At 63.2% G+C, this 21,030-nt stretch carries 23 protein-coding genes; 13 read left to right on the top strand and 10 right to left on the bottom strand.

The genetic code is table 11. The features are described from left to right. Window positions 1-7: 7 nt before the first annotated feature. Both AC58EF_RS17435 and AC58EF_RS17430 read right to left on the bottom strand, forming a co-directional pair. Window positions 8-1,420, bottom strand: coding sequence for an acyl-CoA reductase (locus tag AC58EF_RS17435; protein WP_497277618.1), 1,413 nt, complete (start codon window positions 1,418-1,420; stop codon window positions 8-10). Further along, the gene (locus AC58EF_RS17430) at window positions 1,410-2,813 is read right to left on the bottom strand and encodes a hypothetical protein (protein WP_497277617.1); all 1,404 of its coding nucleotides are present in this window, start codon (window positions 2,811-2,813) and stop codon (window positions 1,410-1,412) included. The genes AC58EF_RS17435 and AC58EF_RS17430 overlap by 11 nt, the downstream gene beginning before the upstream one ends. A gap of 219 nt (window positions 2,814-3,032) precedes the next feature. On the opposite strand from AC58EF_RS17430, the gene AC58EF_RS17425 reads away from it, so the two are divergent. The 5 genes from AC58EF_RS17425 to AC58EF_RS17405 all read left to right on the top strand — a co-directional run bounded on the left by AC58EF_RS17425 (window position 3,033) and on the right by AC58EF_RS17405 (window position 6,846). Next, window positions 3,033-3,407, top strand: coding sequence for a limonene-1,2-epoxide hydrolase family protein (locus AC58EF_RS17425; protein WP_044662201.1), 375 nt, complete (start codon window positions 3,033-3,035; stop codon window positions 3,405-3,407). 12 nt (window positions 3,408-3,419) lie between these two features. Next, a complete protein-coding gene (locus AC58EF_RS17420; protein WP_497277616.1) occupies window positions 3,420-4,442 on the top strand; it encodes an LLM class flavin-dependent oxidoreductase in 1,023 nt (340 codons plus the stop codon). Beyond that, a complete protein-coding gene (locus AC58EF_RS17415; protein WP_497277615.1) occupies window positions 4,435-5,487 on the top strand; it encodes a class I SAM-dependent methyltransferase in 1,053 nt (350 codons plus the stop codon). The genes AC58EF_RS17420 and AC58EF_RS17415 overlap by 8 nt, the downstream gene beginning before the upstream one ends. Before the next feature lie 71 nt (window positions 5,488-5,558). Next, entirely contained in the window at window positions 5,559-6,365 is an 807-nt protein-coding gene (locus AC58EF_RS17410; protein WP_009823806.1) for an SDR family NAD(P)-dependent oxidoreductase, read from the top strand. A 43-nt stretch (window positions 6,366-6,408) separates the two neighbouring features. Then, a complete protein-coding gene (locus AC58EF_RS17405) occupies window positions 6,409-6,846 on the top strand; it encodes a nuclear transport factor 2 family protein (protein ID WP_037544051.1) in 438 nt (145 codons plus the stop codon). A gap of 5 nt (window positions 6,847-6,851) precedes the next feature. On the opposite strand, the gene AC58EF_RS17400 is transcribed toward AC58EF_RS17405, so the two are convergent. Genes AC58EF_RS17400 through AC58EF_RS17390 form a run of 3 tightly spaced genes read right to left on the bottom strand, consistent with a single transcriptional unit; the run spans window position 6,852 to window position 8,404 of the window. Continuing rightward, window positions 6,852-7,109, bottom strand: coding sequence for a cytochrome C oxidase subunit IV family protein (locus AC58EF_RS17400; RefSeq protein WP_017183047.1), 258 nt, complete (start codon window positions 7,107-7,109; stop codon window positions 6,852-6,854). Window positions 7,110-7,121: 12 nt separating this feature from the next. After that, window positions 7,122-7,703 (bottom strand): cytochrome c oxidase subunit 3, encoded by a 582-nt coding sequence (locus AC58EF_RS17395; RefSeq protein WP_009823803.1) that lies wholly within the window; start codon window positions 7,701-7,703, stop codon window positions 7,122-7,124. After that, entirely contained in the window at window positions 7,703-8,404 is a 702-nt protein-coding gene (locus AC58EF_RS17390; protein ID WP_009823802.1) for a hypothetical protein, read from the bottom strand. Before AC58EF_RS17390 ends, AC58EF_RS17395 begins: the two co-directional genes overlap by 1 nt. Before the next feature lie 161 nt (window positions 8,405-8,565). Here AC58EF_RS17390 and AC58EF_RS17385 point away from each other — a divergent pair, with 161 nt between their 5' ends. From AC58EF_RS17385 to AC58EF_RS17370, 4 genes are all read left to right on the top strand, one after another. After that, window positions 8,566-8,958 (top strand): nuclear transport factor 2 family protein, encoded by a 393-nt coding sequence (locus tag AC58EF_RS17385; RefSeq protein ID WP_009823801.1) that lies wholly within the window; start codon window positions 8,566-8,568, stop codon window positions 8,956-8,958. Further along, entirely contained in the window at window positions 8,955-10,328 is a 1,374-nt protein-coding gene (locus tag AC58EF_RS17380; protein ID WP_497277613.1) for a phosphotransferase, read from the top strand. Before AC58EF_RS17385 ends, AC58EF_RS17380 begins: the two co-directional genes overlap by 4 nt. Before the next feature lie 79 nt (window positions 10,329-10,407). Continuing rightward, complete coding sequence (locus AC58EF_RS17375; RefSeq protein ID WP_497277611.1) at window positions 10,408-11,250, top strand: dehydrogenase/reductase SDR family member 1; 843 nt, start codon at window positions 10,408-10,410, stop codon at window positions 11,248-11,250. Window positions 11,251-11,284: 34 nt separating this feature from the next. Further along, complete coding sequence (locus AC58EF_RS17370) at window positions 11,285-12,067, top strand: hypothetical protein (protein ID WP_497277610.1); 783 nt, start codon at window positions 11,285-11,287, stop codon at window positions 12,065-12,067. A gap of 4 nt (window positions 12,068-12,071) precedes the next feature. On the opposite strand, the gene AC58EF_RS17365 is transcribed toward AC58EF_RS17370, so the two are convergent. Continuing rightward, window positions 12,072-12,704, bottom strand: a complete 633-nt coding sequence (locus tag AC58EF_RS17365; protein WP_497277609.1) for a glutathione S-transferase family protein — start codon at window positions 12,702-12,704, stop codon at window positions 12,072-12,074. A 159-nt stretch (window positions 12,705-12,863) separates the two neighbouring features. On the opposite strand from AC58EF_RS17365, the gene AC58EF_RS17360 reads away from it, so the two are divergent. Genes AC58EF_RS17360 through AC58EF_RS17350 form a run of 3 tightly spaced genes read left to right on the top strand, consistent with a single transcriptional unit; the run spans window position 12,864 to window position 14,959 of the window. Further along, window positions 12,864-13,676, top strand: coding sequence for an SDR family NAD(P)-dependent oxidoreductase (locus AC58EF_RS17360; protein ID WP_422247297.1), 813 nt, complete (start codon window positions 12,864-12,866; stop codon window positions 13,674-13,676). Window positions 13,677-13,692: 16 nt separating this feature from the next. Then, window positions 13,693-14,073: a VOC family protein gene (locus AC58EF_RS17355; RefSeq protein WP_497277608.1), complete on the top strand. Its 381-nt coding sequence runs from the start codon at window positions 13,693-13,695 to the stop codon at window positions 14,071-14,073. Window positions 14,074-14,131: 58 nt separating this feature from the next. Beyond that, window positions 14,132-14,959, top strand: coding sequence for an SDR family NAD(P)-dependent oxidoreductase (locus tag AC58EF_RS17350; RefSeq protein WP_009823794.1), 828 nt, complete (start codon window positions 14,132-14,134; stop codon window positions 14,957-14,959). Window positions 14,960-14,972: 13 nt separating this feature from the next. On the opposite strand, the gene AC58EF_RS17345 is transcribed toward AC58EF_RS17350, so the two are convergent. After that, window positions 14,973-16,067 carry a phosphotransferase gene (locus tag AC58EF_RS17345; RefSeq protein WP_497277607.1) on the bottom strand — a complete coding sequence of 365 codons (1,095 nt, stop codon included), beginning with the start codon at window positions 16,065-16,067 and terminating at the stop codon, window positions 14,973-14,975. Window positions 16,068-16,206: 139 nt separating this feature from the next. On the opposite strand from AC58EF_RS17345, the gene AC58EF_RS17340 reads away from it, so the two are divergent. Then, window positions 16,207-17,421 carry an aromatic ring-hydroxylating oxygenase subunit alpha gene (locus tag AC58EF_RS17340; protein WP_497277606.1) on the top strand — a complete coding sequence of 405 codons (1,215 nt, stop codon included), beginning with the start codon at window positions 16,207-16,209 and terminating at the stop codon, window positions 17,419-17,421. 67 nt (window positions 17,422-17,488) lie between these two features. Here AC58EF_RS17340 and AC58EF_RS17335 read toward each other — a convergent pair whose 3' ends face one another. From AC58EF_RS17335 to AC58EF_RS17325, 3 genes are all read right to left on the bottom strand, one after another. Further along, the gene (locus AC58EF_RS17335) at window positions 17,489-18,637 is read right to left on the bottom strand and encodes a protein kinase family protein (RefSeq protein WP_497277604.1); all 1,149 of its coding nucleotides are present in this window, start codon (window positions 18,635-18,637) and stop codon (window positions 17,489-17,491) included. A 137-nt stretch (window positions 18,638-18,774) separates the two neighbouring features. Further along, the gene (locus AC58EF_RS17330; RefSeq protein WP_497277603.1) at window positions 18,775-19,917 is read right to left on the bottom strand and encodes an epoxide hydrolase family protein; all 1,143 of its coding nucleotides are present in this window, start codon (window positions 19,915-19,917) and stop codon (window positions 18,775-18,777) included. Between the two features lie 15 nt (window positions 19,918-19,932). Further along, on the bottom strand, window positions 19,933-21,027 hold the full coding sequence (locus tag AC58EF_RS17325) for a phosphotransferase (RefSeq protein ID WP_497277602.1): 1,095 nt from the start codon (window positions 21,025-21,027) through the stop codon (window positions 19,933-19,935). Window positions 21,028-21,030 lie beyond the last annotated feature (3 nt).

The raw sequence follows: 21,030 nt of genomic DNA, 5'->3' as shown, positions 1-21,030 counted from the left end.
ATCTGGTTCAATCTTTCGCTGCTTCCGTGACGACCCAGTGCATCATCTTGTGCACGGGCCATCCCCCATCGTGCGGCAGGCCGCCGAATTTTCCGGTGTTGATGTTGCCGAGGCCGACGATGCGCTGGGCGCCCGCCGAGGCAAGCCCGTCGCGCACCTCGGCGATGCGGGAGGGGGGATAGACGCCGACCGACTGGGTCGCGACGGTGACATGCTGGATCGCGTCCGCAAGCCGATCGACGGTGACGACATTGACGAGCTTGCCGCCCGGATTGAACGACACCGGTTGGCTGGAGCGGATGACCATGCCCCGGCCGTCGGGACGCCCGAACAGGCGATAGATGGGCTCCAGATTGCCCAGCATGTTCAGTTCCTCGATCAGCATGGCGGGCGGCAGCGGGCCGTCGTGCCCTGCGCCATAGCGGATGTCCTGGCCCATCGCCTCAACCAGCGCTTCGCAATAGCGGTCGACCTGATCGTCCGATCCCTCGATGAACTGGAAGCGTGCGCAGCTGCACGCATCCTGGTTGAAGGCGATGATGTCGGCCGCGCTTCTCTCGGCGATGGTCTCGAGGGGGACGCCCTCAAAGGCTTCGCGACCGATCAGCGAGATGGACACCTTTGGATCGAAGGACATGATCTCGAAGCCCGGCGCGGCATATTGCATGGCATGGCGCACCGCCGCCTCGCCGCCCCAGACGGCGAGCTTGTCGAAATATTGCGAGCGCAGGATGTGATTTTCGATGCTGGCATCGCCGCCGCGCCAGTAAGCGGCGGAAAAGGACCGCGTCACCGGATGGTTGGGGCCGACATCCGCCATCGTCCGCAGCAGGGCGGTCGCCGTGAACATGTCGTTGGACGGCATTTTCAGCAGGTGGACGCCCTTGCTGATCGCCCCTCGGACGATCGTGACCGGCGGCACGATCGGAGCATTGCCGGCGAGAACATGCACCATGCGCGGCGGGAAGGCGCGGATGTCGAAGGCCGTGCCCTGAATGTCGCGTCGCGCCCATCCATCCAGCAGGTCAAGCGATCCCAGCGACTGTTCGGCCTCCGCCTCGACCGCGTCGCGGGTGAAGAACCAGGCGATGTCGCGGTAGCAATTCTCAAGGATGCGCGCGCCCAGGCTGTTACAGCGCAGATTATAGGCCGCGGCCTCCTGAAGATGGATATTCCGGTCGAAATCGAGCGCCTTGCCGACCTCGACGAGGAAATCCACGATCTCCGCAAGCTGCGTGTCGAAGGCGGGACCGGGCTGGCTGCGCGGCCAGATCAGCGAGTCCAGATCGATCGACGGGGTCATGACCGTCGAGCCGCTGGCCCGCGACCGGTGCTCCACGGCGGCGTCGAGTTGAACCGCGCCCTTGATCACATGGGGAACGAGCAGCCGATCATTGTCGGCGATGATTTCATGCAGCATGTCTGCCTCCTGTCGTTCGGGCCGCGACCGGCTGCGGTGAGGTGATCGATCCGCGCACATAGGAATCGATCGATCCAGCGCAGCTGAGCTTATCCTCGCCCTCCTCCAGATCGGCGTAGCGGGTGATGGCATGGACGACCGGCGTCTTCACGCCTTCCAGGCCGGACCCGAATTCCACCTGCACCTTGTCGCCGGAGATGATGCCGCCCCACCGGCCGTCCGCCAATATGTCGAAGAACGCCATGCGGCCTTCGACCCGGCCCGTATCCATGGTCGTGCCCAGCAGCTTTTCGCCAGGCTTGTCGAGGATGAGGGGGATGATCCATGGCGGCACTGCATAGGATTCGGTCGGCTGGATCTTGGCGCAGAAGCCGCTCATTTCGACCATGGCATAGGAACTGGTGATACGGTCCGGCGTGACGCCGAAAAAGCCCATAATCTGTTCCTTATAGTCGGCTGGGACCGCTGCCCCCTTGGTGCCTCCGCCAAAGCTCATCAGCGTGTCGGGATGGAAATCGCCATCCTCGATCCCGCGTGCGCGCAGAGCCTGCACGATCTGCCAGGCGACGCCATACATGACGCCGATATAGAGCGGGCGATCCCGGCGGCTGACAAGCAGGTCCATCCATGCGTCGAACTCGCCCGCCCGCGTCTGCTGACGCGCTTCGACCTCCGCCTCATAGGCGGCGATCTCACCGGGACCGACCTTACCGGCCGCCAGCAGGCGGCGCAGCTGCGCGGGGCGCATGGCGTCGAAGGCGCGCATCGGATAGTCGCTCAGGCGATGAAATTCGCCGGGCGCGGCCCAGCGCGGGAAATGGACGTTGCAGAATTCGATCATCTTATGGGTGCCGCGCGGCGGCATCATGGTGAAGACCGAACGGCTATGATCGGGGACATAGGCCGGCGTCGACAGGTCGGCCGCCGCCAGACAAGCGGCGAGCGACAGGTCGCGGTCCTGCGTCGACTGGTTGAGGAAGGAGGATTTGCCCGACGTCCCGCTCGACGCGAAGACATGGTGGCCCGCTGCCCTGGCGCGATCCAGCCATTCGTCGATGTCGCGCACGTCCGCAACGTCGATATTGTCGGTGGCATGGCTGCTCAGCGTACCGAGCCACATGTTCATATGCTTCCACTGGCCATTGTCGACGAACGCTTCAGGATAGCTCTTATAATTGGTGTGGGCGAACAGGAGCGGGACGAGATCGGCCAGGCTGTCGATGCTGTCGATACCGGCTTCCTTCGCCCGCTTGTCGAGCACCGTGATCTGCTGGCGGCGCTCCGCAAAGCGCTCCCGCGCCGCATCCAGTTGCAGGTCGGCCAGATTGTCCGGGGCGTTACGGAACGGATCGGGCGACCGGGCAAGGGCGATCAATTCGTCAACGGCGCTCATCAGTGAAAACTCCTCTCAGCTTTGCCGGGAAGTATAGGCGACGCCCGATATTTGGCCGCTTGATTCACTGTTATGGGGAGGACATACTATTCTCAGCATGACCTTTCCGCCCGATGGCGTGCCGATCCCTCCATCAAAATCCAATGGCTATCTTTCGGCAGGGTAGAAGGCGGCCGCCCCGCGCCATGATGCCCGCGCAACACAGGAGCAGGGGGTGACATGCCCGGTCCACTGGACGAAGCATTGGCGTTTTTTCGGGAAAGCAGCGGCTCGCGCGACGACATGCTGTCCGCCATGGAGCGCCGGTTTACGGCGGATACCCGTTGGGAAAATGTCGGCGTGGCGACGACTGTCGGGATCGATCAGGCGCGGCAGTTCGTCGAGGGCTTTCTGGGTCGGATTCCTTTCGAACGCTGCGCGGTCGTCGTCCATCATGCGGCGGCCGCCGGCAATGTGGTCCTGACCGAGCGCAGCGATATTTTCTACGGACCGGACGGGCAGGAAATGCTTTCGCTGCGGCTGATGGGCGCGCTGGAAATGGACGGCCCCCATATCGTCGCCTGGCGCGACTATTTCGACACAAGCGGCTTTTAGAGGGGGATGGGGATGACCGATCGCAAGGCTGTCTGGGCGCAGATCGTCCCGATGCCGGGCGCCGATCTGTCGGCGCTGGCGCAGAGCTACGAAGCGGCGGGCGTGGAAGGGGTGTGGGCGCCCCAGATTTTCGGCGCGCCCTTTACGACGCTGGCCGCCGTCGCGCCGGCCACGCAGCGCATCAAGCTGGGGACCGGCATCGCGCTGGCGTTCGTGCGCAGTCCGCTGGAAACCGCTTGCAGCGCCATCGACCTGGACCTCATTAGCAACGGCCGGGTGGTGCTGGGGCTGGGATCCAGCGCGCAGAGCCAGATCGAGGGATCGTTCGGCAGCGCATATGGCAAGCCGCTCGCCCATATGCGCGAGATCGTGGGCATGATCCGCGCCATCGTTGCGCGCGGGCATACGGGCGAACTCACCGAACTGGCGGGCGACTATCATCGTCTCGACCTTTCGCACTTCCGCCTGCTCCATAAGCCGGTGCGCAGCGACATTCCCATCGTCCTGCCGGCAGTGTTTCAGAAGGCTTGCGCGCAGGCGGCGGAAATTGCCGACGGGCTGCTCGGGCACCCACTGTGGAACGATGCCTGGATCGAGCGGGAAGTGGCCGCTCAAATCAAGGCCGGGCTGGATCGGGCCAGGCGGGCGCGCAAGGACTTCTCGCTCAACATTTCGATATTTACGGCGATTTCCGAAGACAGGCGCGAGGCGATCGAGGATTGTCGGGGGACCGTGGCCTATTACAGTCAGTCACCCCAATATCTGCGCTATTTCGAGGAAATCGGTTTCGGTCGCCAGGCATCGGCGATCCAGGCCGCCTTCGCGCAGGGCGACATGGCGGGTATGGCGGCGGCCTGCTCCGACGAAATGGTAGAAAGCATCGCTGTGGTTGGAACGGTTGATGAGGTGCGCAGCCGGGTCGCGCGGCGCGCCGCCCTGGCCGACGCGATTACGCCGGTGATCCCCCATTATGGCCTGTCACCCGAAAAAAGCGCGATCTACACGCAGCGCATCGCGGAGACATTTTATGGCTGATCCCGCCGCTGTCGCGGCCATGGCGGGGGACGGGCTCTACAACCGCCATTCGGGTCTGCAACAGGCCAATCTGCAATCCGCGCTTCCCCTGCTGGAGGCAGCGGCGCGGGCCATTGGGGACGGTTCTGTCGGTCCCGTCACCATTGTCGATTATGGCGCGTCGCAAGGACGCAATTCGATGGCGCCGATGGCGACAGCTATCGATCTGGTTCGCGCGCACGACGCGCAGCGGCCGGTGCAGGTCGTGCATACGGATCTGCCCTCGAACGATTTCACCTCGCTGTTCGGCCTGCTGGACCGGGATCCGGCCAGCTATCTGAATGGCCGACAGGGCGTCTTTCCATCCGCGATCGGCCGATCCTATTTCGATGCGATATTGCCGCCCGGCAGCGTCGACCTGGGCTGGTCCTCCAACGCGCTGCACTGGATGAGCCGCAATCCGGTCGATGTCGCGGATCATGGCTGGGCGATCTTCAGTCGGTCCGCGCAGGCGCGTGCCGCCGTCGAGGCCGTGCTGGCGGAGGATTGGCTGGCCTTCCTGAAGGCGCGCGCTGTCGAATTGCGGCCGGGAGGACGCCTGATCTGTCAGTTCATGGGCAGGGGACCCGACAGCCACGGCTTCGAATGGATGGCCGGAAATTTCTGGCAGTCGATCGTCGACATGGAAGGCGAAGGCCTGCTCAACGCCGAGGAGACGCTAAGCATGACGGCGCCCTCCGCGGGGCGTTCGCCCGATCAGATACAAGCGCCTTTCGATGCCGGCCTGGTGCCCGAACTGGAACTGGAGCATCTCGCCGCGATCCCGTCCCCTGATCCCTATTGGGATGCTTATCAGCTATCCGGCGATGCGGCCGAACTGGGGCGGCTGTGGGCAGCCATGATGGGTGCGGCCAACGGCCCCAACTTCCTGACGCGGGTCGATGCGTCCCGCGACCGGGACGCGTTGTTGGCCAGTCTGGTGCAGCGGGTCGCGACCCGTGTCGAGGCCGATCCTCAGCGCAGCCGTGCCTTTATCCTGATCCTGTCGATCCGGAAGGCGGTTTGAAGCGCGAAGGGCGCTTATCGAAGCGGCGGGATCGCCAAAGAGCCAATGAATCATAAGGGAGAGGACGCCACATGACCCGCCTTGCCGACAAAATCTGCATCATCACCGGCAGCGGGAGCGGCATCGGACGCGCCAGCGCGCTGATGTTCGCGCGGGAAGGCGCGACGGTGATCGTCGCGGACATTCGCGCCGAAGCCGCCGAGATGACCGCACAGGCCGTTGTCGACGCCGGCGGATCGGCGCGTGCGATGACCGTCGATGTCGGCGAACAGGCCGATCTGGAGAAGATGGTCAGCCAGACGATCGCCGACTTCGGCCGCATCGACGTGCTGTTCAACAATGCGCTATACGTCAATCAGGACCACGCCATGCGCGACATGGATTTCCTGGCCTTCGATCCCGACATCTTCCTCGCCAATCTGAGAGTGAATGTATTGGGCGCCGTTCTGGCGAGCAAGCTCGCCATTCCGCACATGCTGGAGCGCGGCGCAGGGTCGATCATCTCCACCTCATCGGGCAGTTCCATGGGCGGGGATATCACAGCCTATAGCTATGGATCGTCCAAAGCTGCGCTCAACTGGTTCGTGCAGGCGATCGCCGCTACCTATGGCAAGCGGGGCATCCGCAGCAATGCGATCTTACCCGGTCCAACGCAGACGCCGGCAAAGATGCAATGGTCCACGCCCGAGATGGATCGGCTGTTTCTGGAGGTGCTCAACACGCCATTTATTGGCGAGCCGGAAGACATTGCCGCCATGGCGCTGTTCCTCGCGTCCGACGAATCCCGCTACGTCAACGGCATGTTGTATCCGGTGGATGGCGGTCAGAGCTGCACCGTGCCGTTCATCAGCGTCACGCGGGCCTTGTCCCCCGGATGAACGGCAAAATAAGGCAGGATGAAATCAGAAAAAGGAGAGAATGATGAGCGTGGAACTGGAACGGAAGGTCGGGGAATTTTGCGATGCCTGGGGCGACGGCAGCGATGCCAGCAGGCCCGATGTCGAGAAGATCCTGTCGATGATGGCGGAGGACGCCGAATGGCAGCTCTGGGTTCCCGGCGGTCCCGTGGTGAAGGGCAAGACGGCATTGCGCGCTGAGATCGAGCGGCAAATGGCCTTCGCCACGAACAACAAGTGCAATGAGGTGAACATCCTCTCCAACGACCGGATGGTGATGCAGGAGCGGTCGGATACCGCCATCATCATGGGACGGCCCTGTCCGCACCAGATGGTCGCCATCTATGAGTTTGACGACGCCGGGCTGATTTCGCGTTGGCGCGAATATCTCGATATGGCTGACCTCACGCGCAAGATGGGCATTGACGAAGCCGCGGCAGGCGGGACGGAAGTGCCGGTCTGATCGCGTCAGGTGCGGAACAGGGCGATCAGGACCAGGCAGGTCAGGATCGCCCAGCTCTGGAATCCCCAGAGCAGCCAGCGCGGCGCGTGCCGCAACTCCATGAACTCGCGGCCGACGAGCAGAACTTTCGTGAAGGCGATGACGAGGATCACGGAACGAAGCAGAAAGGCATTGCCCAACGCCATCGTTTCGAATGACAGAAAGGTTGCGGCGATCAGCATCGCCCAGACCCATGTGATGCGGCTACGCCAGATCATGGCCATGAAACAGCTTTCCTAGAGCAGGTAGAGGAGCGCGAAGAGGATGATCCAGAGCAGGTCCACCAGATGCCAGAAGGCGCCGCTTCCCTCGATCAGGGCGACGCCCCCCTGCATCCGGCCGGCCCGGTCGAAGCGCGACAAGGTGAAGCACAGCACGCCTAGCCCGATCAGCACATGCACCAGATGGATGCCGGTAAACATATAATAATAAATCGAAAAACTGTTGCTGTTGAGCGTGAAGCCTTGCGCGATCTTGGCCGAATATTCGAACGCCTTGACGATGACGAAGCCGCTGCCGAGCAGGATCGCGCCTAGCAGCAACCGGCGCGCCCTGTCGTCGCCCCGGCGGACCGCCGCGACGGCCTGCGCGACGAACAGGCTGCTGGTCAGCAGCAGCAGCGTGTTGAGCAGGCCAAGGCGCCGGTCGAGCAGCGCCTGCGCACTTTCGAATAGCGCCAGTTCCTGCTGCCGGGCGAGCGCATAGGTGACGAAGAAGACGGCAAAGACGATGAGGTCGCCGCCGATGAACACCCATACGCCTTCCTCGCCCGGCACATGGCCGCGCGGAGACGAGGCAACCGCTTGCGACGCCGCCATTATTCGCCACCCAGCGCGTCGCGCTTGATCGCGCCGAGCATGGCGACAATCATCAGGTTGAACCAGATGCCGAACACGACCGCAGGCAGCCAGAAGGCCAGGGCGCCATTCCACGCGAAGGGACCGGTCTTGAACAGGCCGATCGCAAGTCCGGGCAGCAGCAGCACGCCGGTCCACAGGTTCATATAGCCCAGCCAGCGCGGCAGGATGGGTTGCGCGCGGCGATCGCCCAGAATGACGAAGCCGGTCAGCAGATTCTGTACGAAGGCAGGTACGGCCGGCATGACGAACAGCAGAAAGGCGATATCGCTCAGCGTGCTGACGACGGCGTCCGGCCGGTCGAGCCGATAGGCGGCCGCCGTGAAGATCAACCCGGCGAAGAATAGGGTGACGAAGCCGAAGGCCACGACCATCACGAAGGCCCAGGTCAAGGGCGCAATCGGCCCTTCGATCTTCTTCATGAAGGTGGCGATCGCGGCGAGGAAGGGGAAAAACAGCACGGAAGAAGAGGCGATCAGGATGGCGCCCGCCAATATGCCGATCTGGTGGCTGCGATAATAGGCTGCGACCTCTGCTGCGGGCATGGACGGGTCGAGCGGCGGGAACATGTGCGCGACCGGCCATATGCCAACGAACATCATCGTCCCGGCTATTGCGCCCATATAGGTACATAGCTTCATCGTCATGCTCTTGGTCGTCATGCGCTCTCCCCCTCCACTTTCTTGTACGAGCGAGATTGTGGAGCGATCGCGCCAGGGCCACCCGCCCATGGATAGGGTTCCTGACGGCGGTTGCGCCTGCACAAGGGCAATAGTCCGCCACGACCGTCGGCGAATTCGGCATAGAAGCATCGGAGAGGGTGATGAGCGATATCGAGGCGAACAAGGCAGTGGCCCGCCGCTATATGCGGGCCGTGGAAGAGGGCGATGTCGAGACGATCGAAGCGCTTCAGCATCCCGATTGCCAGTGGTGGATATTGGGTCACGGCGACATGAGCCGGGCCGACTTCATCGCCAGCGTGAAGGGCGGACTGCTGAGCGCGCAGAAGCGCACGGCCGAGGTGATCGCGATCACCGCTGAAGGGGATCGGGTGGCTGTGGAAGTCCGGGGCGAGATGGTCTTTCCGGACCGGGTCTATCGCAACGACTATCATAATCTGCTGATCATCCGGGACGGGCAGATCGTATCCGGCAAGGAATATATGGACACCCGCGCCGTGGCCGAGGCCTTTTCCGCCGGGGAGAGCGGGCAGTGACGACTGCCGCGCCGCTCAACAATTATGACGATGCCGGGGTCGGCCGAATCACCGCCTTTGTCGAGCAACTGACCGGCGGCAAGGTCGTCGGGCTTGAACGCCTCGTCCGCTGGCGCCCGTCCTGGTTCATCGACGTCGAAAGGGAAGGGACGGTCCGCCGCCTGCACCTGCGCGGCGACCGGGGCGGCGACGTATCGATCTTCCCCGACCTCAAGCGCGAGGCGGATGTTATCGCCGTGCTGCACGGCCAGGGGCTGCCGGTGCCGGAGATTTACGGCTATCTCGCCGATCCGCCCTGCATCGTGATGGAGGCGATCGAAGGGACGCGCGATTTCTCGGCGCTCGATGCCGCGACGAAAAGCGCTATCGGCCGCGTTTATATGCAGGCCGTCGCCGCGATGCACCGGTTGCCGGTCGAACCCTTTATGGCCGCTGGCGTGCATCGGCCCGAGGGCGCAGAGGCGATCGCGCTGGTCGGTCTGGATGCCTATATGCCGCATTATCGGCGGACGAAGAGTCGACCCGAGCCGTTGCTGGAATTCGTCATCGGCTGGCTGCGCCGCAATGTACCGCGGCACCGCGATCGCGCCAGCTTCATCCAGTTCGATTCGGGCCAATATCTGGTCGATCAGGGGGCGATGACCAAGCTCTACGATTTCGAATTTTCGATGATCGGCGATCCGCTGGTCGACATCGCCACCATGGGGATGCGCAACAGCTATGAGCCGCTGGGTGCGCCGCTGCCGGAACTGGTCCGCTATTATGAGGAAGCGACGGGCGAGCCGGTCGATCATGACGCGGTGGTTTTCCACGTCCTGCAATTCTCGCTGCTCGGCACGATGCAGTTCACCGGGACGGTCGGCAAGCCATGCCCCGGCGATCCGCATTCGGTCTATCTCATGTTCGATCTCGCGCTGCGCCGCTCCATCTTGCTGGCGCTGTCGCACCTGACCGGCGATGCGCTGCCCGAACTGCGGCCGCTGGAACAGCGCACGGGCGACAATGCGCCGCTGCTGGCCAAGCTGGTCGATACGCTCGGGACGTTGCCGGTGACGGGGGAGGCGGCGGAAATGCACAAGGCGCAGGTCGCCGAACTGATCGAATGGGTACAGCGCGCCGATGATCATGGGGCGGTCATGGTGGCGCGCAACATCGCCGATGTGTCCGCCCTGCTCGGCCGCCGCTTCGACCGCTGGGCCGACGCCGCCGAGGCGCTGGAAGCGTATATCCTTGAAGCGGGACCGGAGGAGGACGCCGCGCTCATCGCTCTGCTCGCGACCATCGAGGGTCGGCGGCTGCAACTGTTCGGACCGACCGCGCTGGGCGAGGCCGCCCGCCATGTCGTCCTGCCGGCGACGCGCTCCGACTGAAGGCGGTCGCGCCTTTGCCATTGGACAGGTCAGTCCCTGTCCCTCATGGCGACGTCAATATTGAGGAAAGGAGCAGGACATGAGCGAAAAGATAGTGCTGGTGACAGGTGCGACGCGCGGGCTGGGGCGCGGCATGGCGCGGGGCCTGGCTTCACGCGGTCATGTGGTGGCGATCACGGGACGCGATCAGGTGCAGCTTGCCGCGGTCGTGGAAGAAATCGAACAGTCGGGCGGCAAGGGCATCTCGCTGTTATGCGATCACCGGGATGATGATGCGGTCGAAAGAGCGTTCGCGCAACTGGCCGAGCGGACGGATGGCAGGCTAGACCTGCTCGTCAACAATGCCACCGCCGTTTACGGGCTCGATCTGGTCGCGCCGGGCGGCTTCTGGGAAAAGCCGCTGAGGCTCGCGGACATGATCGCGGTCGGCCTGCGCTCCAGCTATGTCGCGGCCTATCATGCCGCGCCGTTGATGGTGACGGCGGGCAGGGGTCTGATCGCCAGCATTTCCTTCTATGGCGCGGTATCCTATTTCCACGGGCCGGCTTATGGCGCGGCCAAGGCGGGAACGGACAAGATGACCGCCGACATGGCGGTCGATCTTGCGCCGCACGGTGTATCCGTCGTGTCTCTCTGGCCGGGCTTCATCCTGACCGACGCGGTGAAGGCCATGCCGCCCGACATGATCCCCGAAGACCTACGCGCCGCCATGCCCCATTGGGAAACGCCGGAATTTTCAGGCCTTGTCCTCGATCGCTTGGCGCAGGACCCGGACCTTGCCGCCCTTTCGGGCCAGGCGCTGATCGGCGCGGAACTGGGGGAGCGGTACGGCATCAGGGATACGGACGGGAAGCAGCCCCTGTCCTATCGGGCGACGATGGGGGCGCCGACGCCTTTCGCGCCGCCCGTCCGGCAGGACTGAGAGAACAGAAATCAGGAGAGGAAAGGCAAAAGCGATGATCGATGCCGTGCTGGTCGTGCTGACCAAAGCCGTTCCGGGCCGGGAGGCCGATATGGAGGATTGGTACAGCAACATCCATATTCGCGATGCGCTGCGTTTCCGGGGATCGGTCACGGCACAGCGTTTCCGGCTTGCCGGGGAGCAACCCTGTCCGCCCGAAGGCTTCGACTGGCAATATCTCGCCCTCTACGACGTATTCGATCCGGTGCGCTTCAGTCGCGAGCATCTGGACAATGCGCTGACGTCGCGGATGCAGGTATCGGACGCCATCGATGACAGCCTGCTCTATGACTTTCATTATTATCCGCTGCTCTTTCAGGACAATGATCCGGACGTCGGGCATTCCGGCGGCGTCATCCTGGAGGAACTGAACCCGCCTGCGGACAGCGACGACCATTTCAGACGATTTTATGCGGAAAACTATTTTCGTGAAGCGGCCGTTCGACCCGGCGTCAAATCGGCTGCTTTCCTGACCTTTCGCACCTTTGGCCAGATGATCCCGATGACGCCCGACCATCGCTATGTCGCGATCTACAGGATCAACGATCCGGCGGCGGCCCTGGAAGCGTGGCAAGGCGCCGACACCCTGCTGGCGACCAACGGCCTGCTCCAGCCTGATGGGATACGCATCACTCAATGGGATCCTGCGACACCCCGCCTTACCAAGGACGATGTCCAGCATCCGACCGCCGTTGGCCTGGCGGAGGAGGAGCGTGCCCGTGCGCATATGGGAGATCGGGTACGCACGGGCGGCGCGGAAAAGCTGGCGATGCGCTGATCCGTCAGGTGACCGGGGGATGGTCGACAATGGCGCGCATCCGGCAATAGGCCGGACGCGCCGTCATCCGCCCGACATAGGCCGCGATGTTCTTATGCCCTTCCACGTCGACGGACATGAACAATCGCGTGGTGGTGAATGGAAAGGTCATCATGATGTCGGCCGCCGTGAACCGGTCGCCCGCCATATAGGGGGCATGCGTCAGCCGGTCGTCGACAAGTTTCAGCAGGCGCGCCGAATGAGCCCGACCTGCGACGCGGGAGGGATGATCCTGCGCGATGCCTGCCCGTTCTGCCATGATCTCCGTCACCAGCGCGGGCATCAGGGAGGATTCGGCGAAATGGAACCAGAAAAGATAGTCAGCATAGTCGGAGTCGCCGGGATTGGCGCGGAGCGCACCGTTCCCCTGCGTCGTGGCGAGATAGTCCATGACCGCCCCGCTTTCGGCGATGCGTTGTCCGTCGGCCTCGATCACTGGCGAAGAACCCAGCGGATGCAAAGCCTTGTAGGCCGGCTCCGCCGCGAGTATTTCCAGCCGCGCAAAGAAGCGAATGTCATAGGGACACTCCACTTCCTCCATCAACCAGACCGCACGTTCAGAGCGGGACCGGTCGAGTTGAAAGATGGTGACGCTCATAAAGGGCTCTCCGCTTGAAAAGCGCCATAGATGCGCGGCTTATCAATTCCGCCAAACCTATCTTTGTCTAGGTATCGCCGGGCACCTGCCGTGGCAGCGTCCCGCTGCGGCGGAAGCCCGATGGTGCCGCGCCCATGACAGACAGGAGAGAAGATGCCCATGACGGATTTATCGGGACGGGTCGCTATCGTCACCGGATCGGGGGCCAATATCGGGGAGGCCTGCGCACGGGCCCTGGCAAGGGCCGGCGCGACGGTGATCCTGGCGGATATTGCGGCTGAACGGGCGCAAGCCGTCGCCCAGTCTATTCGGGCCTCGGGCGGGCAGGCACATGGGATGGCCCTCGATCTCGCACAGGAGGACAGCATCACGGCGCTGGTCGTAGATGTGATGCGGCAGCATCAGCGCATCGACATCCTCCACAACAATGCCGCCGACACGCGGCTGGAGCAGATGGCGGCCGATGGCTCGCTTCTCGATCTCGACGCCGCGACCTGGGATCGCGCCTTTCATGTCAATGCGCGGGGCACGATGCTGATGATCAAGGCGGTCGCGCCGCACATGATTGCGGGCGGCGGCGGCTCAATAATCAACACCTCGACCGGGGTGGCGCTGACCGGCGACATCAACAATCCGTCCTATTCCGCGTCCAAGGCAGCCGTGAACGCGCTGACCCGCAATGCGGCGGTGCAGTTCGGCCGGTTTAACATCCGGGTCAACGCGGTCGCGCCGGGCCTCGTGCTCTCCCCGCTGGCCCGGGAGATGATGACCCCTGAGCAGATCGCCATGATCCAGCGGCATGTCCTGCTCCCGCGCGAGAGCGTGCCGGAGGATATTGCCGGTGCGGTGCTGTTCCTGGCGTCGGATGGCGCGGCCTTCATCACCGGGCAGGTGATCGGCGTGGATGGCGGGATCGTTCATCATACGCCCTATGTCGCCGATATGCTGGAAGGCATGAGCCGGGCGCACTGAGCAGATAGAGGGCGGGATGGGCATCTTCACGCATATCTGCATTGGCAGCAACGACTTGGAAAGGTCCGCCCGTTTCTTCGATGCGGTGCTTGCGCCGCTGGGGATCGTCAATCTCGGTCCGTTTCTGGATCAGGGCGTCGGCTATGGGCGACGGGTGCCCGAATTGCTGATCCTGCGCCCGCTTCAGGGCCCGGCGACATGCGGCAATGGTGCGACTTTGGGATTGAAGGCGCCGGATCGCCGCGCGGTCGATGATTTTCATCGCGCTGGTCTGGCTGCGGGCGGCGAGGATGCCGGGCCGCCGGGGCCCCGCGGCGCCGTGCCCCACGCCTATGGCGCCTATCTGCTGGACCCCGACGGCAACAAGATCTGCGCCTATTGTTTCGATCCGCCCTAGGCGGTTAGGTATCGCTGGTTGGCGCTCAGCGTTTGTCACGTGGATAGAAGGAAGCGAAATGGTGGGATCCTTGGTTGGTCGCGTAGCGATCGTGACGGGCGCGGCGCAGGGCATCGGCCTGGAGGTGGCGACCGTGCTGGCCGAGAGGGGGGCGACCGTGATCCTTTCCGACATATTGGCGGATCGGGTGGAGGCGGCGGCGGATTCGTTGCGCGGCAAGAATCTCCGTGCCGAAGCGGAGACGTTCGACCTGACCGACGAGGACAGCGTTTCCGCTGCGGTTGCGCGGATCGCGGGCCGGCACGGGCGGATCGACATACTCCACAATAATGCCGCCTATCAGACGACCGAGCAGCGCCGGCTCGATCGCGATGTCGTCCATCTCGACACCGGCGCCTGGGACAAGGCCTTTGCCGTCAATGCCCGGGGACCGATGCTGCTGTGCAAACATGCGCTGCCGGTTATGATCGCGGGGGGCGGCGGGTCGCTCATCCATTCCGCGTCCGGTTTCGGCCTGCTGGGGGAAATGACGCTCACGGCCTACGGCGCGTCCAAGGCGGCGCTCATCAACCTCAGCCGCTTCCTTGCGACCCAATATGGCAAGCAGGGCATCCGCTCCAATGTCATCGCCATCGGCTTCGTCCTCAGCGAGACGGCCGTCGAAACGACGCCGCAAGCGGTCAAGGATGTATTGCTCGACCATCATCTCAACCCGGAGCTGGGCAGCCCGCGCGACATCGCCCATGTCGTCGCCTTCCTGGCGTCGGACGAGTCCCGCTTCATCAACGGCGCAATGATCCCGGTGGACGGCGGTTTTACCGCGCATCAGCCCACGATGGTCGATTTTCAGCGACTGTTTACCGCATCGGGGAGCAATCAGTTATAGTCGGTCAGCGCCGTCAAAACAGCGCGTCGACAAGCTTTGCGGTTTCGAGATCCTCATAGGCGGTGGTCAGCCGGAGATGGTTCATGACGTTGATCTCCCAGCCATAATTGACGACGGGGGTCGTCAGCCAGCCGATATAGACGCCCCATATCAGGGTTCGCCGATATTCAGCCCAGGCATCGTCGAAGGCAGGAGGGCGTGCGACGCCTTCCTGCCCCAGGCGATCCAGATAATAGCCCAGAAGATCGCGCTCATGCGCCCGCCGGTCCGCAATGGAAAGGCCGGTGGTCACGATATAGTTGACGTCGTGCATCGCGTAGCCGCGCACCATGAGCTGCCAGTCGAGCAGGCCCGCCGTTCCGTCGGGCAGGCGGTAGCTGTTGCCGAGATGGGTGTCGCCATGCAGCAGCGTCTGAGGCAGGGTCGATTGATGTCGTTGCACCGCCTGCACCCCTGCAAGCAGCCTGTCGGGCGTCGTGCGCAACCGCTGCACCATTTCCCGTTTGAAATTTTCCGTCTCGACCTCATGCGCGATATAGGCGGGCGCGAGTTCATTCATCATCGTTGCGACCGCGCCTTCGACATGGGTTTCGACCCAGGCCAGATCCGCGCCGAAGCGGGGTGATTCCCAGAAGCGCGCGTGCAGCCGGGCCAGCTGATCCAGCAAGGCCCGCACATCGTCCGGCCCGGTCCGCATGGTGGTATTGGGGAAGGTCGCGCCCCGCACGCCCAGATCTTCGAGCAACAGCCCGAAATGCGTGGTGGAGGCATTGAAGTCGCCACCGAAACAGCGCGGCGCCTCGATCGCGAGTTCCGGCCGAATGCCCCGGTAGAAGGCCACTTCATTGGCGTAGAAGGGGGCCATGATCTCATCGACCGCCCGGGTCAGCTTGAGCACCAGGCGGTTGGGCAGGTCAGGGGCCGTGTCATCGCTATAATCGACCTCGATTGCCACGCGCCCCGCCGTCGACACCATCTGCTCGCCATAGGTTTTGGCGTCGATGATGCGCATGTCGGTGACGGTTGCGCCCGTGCCCGCCGTGGCCAGTAGCTGATTGATATAATCGACGGTGATTCCGTCCGTGGATGTAGGATGTTTCAAGGCCATAAGCATACTCATCGGAGCAGAGGGCTATCAGCTTGCCGGGACTATGACAGTGATGACCCTATCCAATTGCAGGTTCCTTGAACCGTGATGTGGCCAGTCTGATTGAAACGGAGCCTGCGGGCTTTTACAGGAGAGAGCTATGCGTGAAGCTGCGTTGGAATTGCTCAACCGGACGATGGAGGAGCAGTTGAAGCGATCCGAGCATCCCAGCGATTTTCCGGCCCTTCCTCCGATTCCAGCCGGCCGCTACACCGACCCGCGTTTCGAAGCGCTGGAAAAAGACATGCTTTGGAATCGCACCTGGCTGCTGGCCGGCATTGCATCCGACCTGCCGGCACCCGGTTCCTACCGCCTGTTCCAGCATCTGGACCGCTCGGTCATTCTCTCCCACGGCAAGGACGGTCGAATCCGGGCCTTTCACAATGCCTGCCGGCACCGCGGTTCCCCGCTTCTGCTTGAGCCACAGGGGCGCGCCATGCGCTTCATCTGCCCCTATCACGCCTGGGGCTACGACCTTGAAGGCACCCTCAAATCGGTTCCTAGCCAGCATGATTTCGCTTGTCTCGACAAGGCGGAAAACGGTCTGATCGAAGTGAAGTGCGATACCTATCGCGGCTTCATCTTCATCAATTTCGATGATGACGCTGAGCCGTTGCAGAATTTCCTGGGAGAATTCGTGGCGCTGACGGAAGGATATCCGCTGGAACGCATGGTGGTGAAGGATCATTTCTTCGTCGAAATGGCGTGCAACTGGAAGATTGCCTATCATAATTTCCTTGAGATCTATCATGTCAACACGGTCCATCCCACGACATTAGCGCCGCATCTGGATTCGCGCAGTTTCGTGATCGCGCTTTATGAAGGCGGTCATATGCGGTTCGGAACGCGGAAGAAGGGCGGGGAGTCGCTGTTCAAGACCCCGCCGGTCAAACCGGACGACATCGCGCCGGTTTTCCTCGAAAATACGGTTGCGCTGCCGACCTTTCCCAACACATTTTTCTCGCTCGATCCGGTAGGGTTCAACCTGCAATGCTTCTGGCCGATGGGGTCCGATCGGTCTGTCATGGAAGTGCGCCAGATGGGATGGGCGACCGACAGCGAGGAGGACAAGCTCTACTGGCAGGGGATGCGCGCGGCGACCGAGCATATCCTGTCCGAGGATTTGTGCCTGTTCGAAAATATCCAGCAATCGCTGCGCAACGGGACGATCCCTTCGATCTGGGCCGGCTATCAGGAGCGCGCGCTTTACTGGTTCGAGGAGGAAATCGATCGGCGCATCGGGCCGGACCATGTGCCGGCCGACTTGCGCGTTCAGCCGCGCATCGCGTCCTTCATGGCGCCGCGCAGCGCCTGACCGCGCCTAAACGCCGCCGTTAAATCGATGCCCCTGCCGCGGTTCGAGCGCGGCAGGGGCATGATCGTCATTCGCCCAACAATTTCCAGCTGCCCAGATCTTCGCCCGCAGCGAAGAACCGCTCGTTCATCGGAAGGCCGTTCTGGCCCCAATAGTCCATGTTCGCCACCCACGCCTGGATGCCGTACATCACCCAGCGCGGCACCTGTTCCTTCCAGATGGTGTCGAGGTCGATGACATTGGTCGCGCCTTCCCGGATCAGGCAGTCGCGGTAATGGGCGATCAGGTCGCGATGATTTTGGCGACGCTCCTCGATCGTCAGCGATCCGACGGTGAAATAGGTGAGGTCGCGCCATGGCCGCCCGCGCCGGCCCAGTTGCCAGTCGACCCACATGCGCTCGCCATTGGGCAGGATGTAAGTGTTGCCCTGATGGCAGTCGCCCAGGATGATGCAATAGGGCGCGTCGAAGGCGCGCTCGAAGGCGACCAGCCGGTCATAGGCGCGCTCGACCCTGCGCGCGTCGTCCAGATAATGTCTGGGCGCGATGGCGCGGAAATTGGGGTCTTTCAGATTCTCTTCGATCCAGTGCCACATGATGCGGACCTGGTCATAATCGACCGGCACCGCCATGGATGTCGGCAGCCAGGGCGCCGCTTCGGGCGTGATCAACGGGCTTTCCCACAGGCCCGCATGCAGCTTTGCCAGGTCCGCCAGCGCGGTCGCGACCCCGTCGACACCGGCATGCTGGGTCGAGTGGCCGAACGTGCCGCCCCGATCCATGAGGTCTTCCAGCACGATGAAGCCTCGCGCCGAGCCGTCATCGTCCCAGTCGGCATAATAGCATGTGGCTGTCTTGGCTGTGAGTTTGTCCGTCAGGAAATGATAGAAGCGCGCTTCGAGCGCATGGATGTCGACATCGTCGAACATGCCCGACCAGTTCGATTTGACGCACAGATTGCGCGGCAAGCCGACGGCCCGTCCGGCCTCGTTCCAGTCCACCGCGATGCGCAATTTGGTGGTGTGGCTGTCGAACAGCTGCACGACCTCCATCGATTGCGCGACGACGCCCGGATATTTGTTGGCCAACAACGATCCCAGCCATGCGGCGTCCGGCGTGAAGCGGCCGTGGGGCAGGGACGCGGTGCGGGCGGGATAGGGACGGGGGACAAGATGCCGATCGATGACGGCAAGGGGGGCGACGGCAGGCTTGCTCATGCATTATCCTCTCTCTTTTGGACCGCGCCGCCGCTCTGCATCTGTGCAGTCATCCGGCACGATCCCGATGCGGAGGTAGTTTTGATCGACGGAAGACGAGTCGAGCCTGCCGGGTGGTAGGGAGATTGCGGCAGGCGCTATCTTGGCATCGCGCCAAAACAGGCCCGCAATTCCGCGACGAACAGCGCCGGCTGCTCGAAGGCCGCGAAATGGCCGCCGGCATCCAGCTCATTCCAATGCATGAGGCGCGGGTAGCTGCGTTCGGCCCAGCGCCGTGATGGACGGAAAATCTCCTGCGCGAAGATGCTGACGCCGACCGGCAGGTCCAATTGACGCGCCTGAAACGCATTGGCGCTTTCCCAATAGAGCCGCGCGGACGACGCGCCGCTGTTGGTGAGCCAGTAGAGGCTGATCACATCCAGCATTTCGTCCCGTGTCAGCGCATTCTCCGGCACGCCCCGATTGTCGGTCCATGCCTGGAACTTCTCGTAGATCCAGGCGGCTTGCGCTACGGGCGAGTCCGCCAGCCCATAGCCGATCGTCTGCGGTCGGGTGCCCTGTAGCTTGGCGTAGCCGGAATCATGCTCCTGATAATATTGCATCCGCTCGACCGTTCTGGCCTCGGCCGGGGTCAGGTCGGCAAAGTCGCTTTCCTCCGGGAATACCAGCGGCATGTTGAGATGGACGCCGATACATTCGGGCGGCGCGGCCATAGCGATGGCGGTTGTGATCGCCGCGCCCCAATCGCCGCCCTGCGCGGCGAAACGGTCATAACCGAGGCGGCGCATGAGCTGGATCCAGCTTTGCGCGATCCTCTCGACGCCCCAGCCTGCGGCCGTCGGCTTGTCCGAAAAGCCGTAGCCTGGCAGCGAGGGGATGACGACATGGAAGGCTGGCGCGTCCGGCGCGCCATGGGCGGCGGGATTGGTTAGCGGTCCGAGCACCTTCAGAAACTCCAGTACCGATCCCGGCCAGCCATGGGTCAGGATCAGCGGTAGCGCATCCGGCCGGGGGCTGCGTACATGGATGAAGTGAATGGAAAGGTCATCGATCGAGGTCGTGAACTGTGGCAGGGCGTTGAGCGTACTTTCACACCGCCGCCAGTCATAGCCGTCCACCCAATAGGCGCACAGATCGCGCAGCGCCGCCAGCGGCACGCCCTGACTCCAGTCGCTGACCGTCTCCGCCTCGGGCCAGCGCGTACGGCGCAACCTGACGCGCAGATCGTCCAGTGCCGCCTGCGGAACATTGGCGCGGAAGGCCGTGACGGTGTCGGTCATCCGATCATCCTTACGTCAAAATTGCACGCCGAGCGCGGCGATCGTGCCCAAATCCTCGCCCGCCACGAAGATGCGCTCGACGATGTGCATGCCCTTCTGGCCCCATTCGTCCATGTTCGCGATCCACGCCTGCATCGCATAGGGCGGCCAGCGGCGATAATATTCCCAGAGTGTGTCGTCATCCGGCACGCTCAGCGCCCCCGTTTCGACCAGGCAGTTCCGATAGTGGCGCAGCAGTTCCCGGTCATGGGCGCGCCGCTCCTCGATCGTGAGGGCGCCCAGAACGAAATAGGTGAAGTCCCGGATCGGCCGTCCCTTGCGGACGAGCTGCCAGTCGAGCCAGACGCGCTCGCTATCGGGGCGGACATAGCTGTTGCCCTGATGGCTGTCGCCATGGACCAGGCACCATGGGCCCTGTTCCTTGGTCTGCGCGAAATCGATCAGGGCATTGTAGACTCCATGCAGGCGCGAGAGATCGCCCTTGATCCAGCCCGGCAGGAATGCCTGATAGTCCGGCTTGGCATGGTTCTGCTCGGCAAAGCTGTACATCATGGTCAGCTGCTGCGTGTCCACCGGCGTCGCCATGGAGACGGGCAGCCAGTCGGCCGCGTGAAGGACCGGACTGTCCCAGAAGGCGCCATGAATGCGCGCCAGGCTGGCGACGCCGCGCGCCGCTTCCTCCACGCCCATATGGTCGGTGCTGATGCCGAAATGACCGCCTTCAATAGACAGATCCTCCATCACGACCAGTCCCTGACCGCTGTCGGGGCGCGGATCCCATGCCTCGAAATAGGAGCGTGGGGCGGGGAAGGCGACGTGGCGGCGGAAATCCTCGTAGAAACGCGCTTCGAGGCGACAGATGCCCTGGCTGTCGAACTGCGCCCAATTGGCTTTAAGGCAGACATTTTCGGGGATGCCGGCCGCCTTGCCGACGTCGTTGAGGGTCAGCTTCACCTGATATTTGGTGGTGTGGCTGTTGCGGAGGAATACCTCCTCCATCCCCTCGACCACGATGCCGGGATAGCGCGGTTGCATGATCTGGGTCAGCCATTGCGCCGTCACATCGTCCAGATGGGCGGGGATGCCGACAGGATTAGGTTTGCTCGACATCGC

This window comes from Sphingobium sp. WR1 (assembly GCF_059693745.1).
This window is presented reverse-complemented; position numbering and strand designations above follow the sequence as displayed.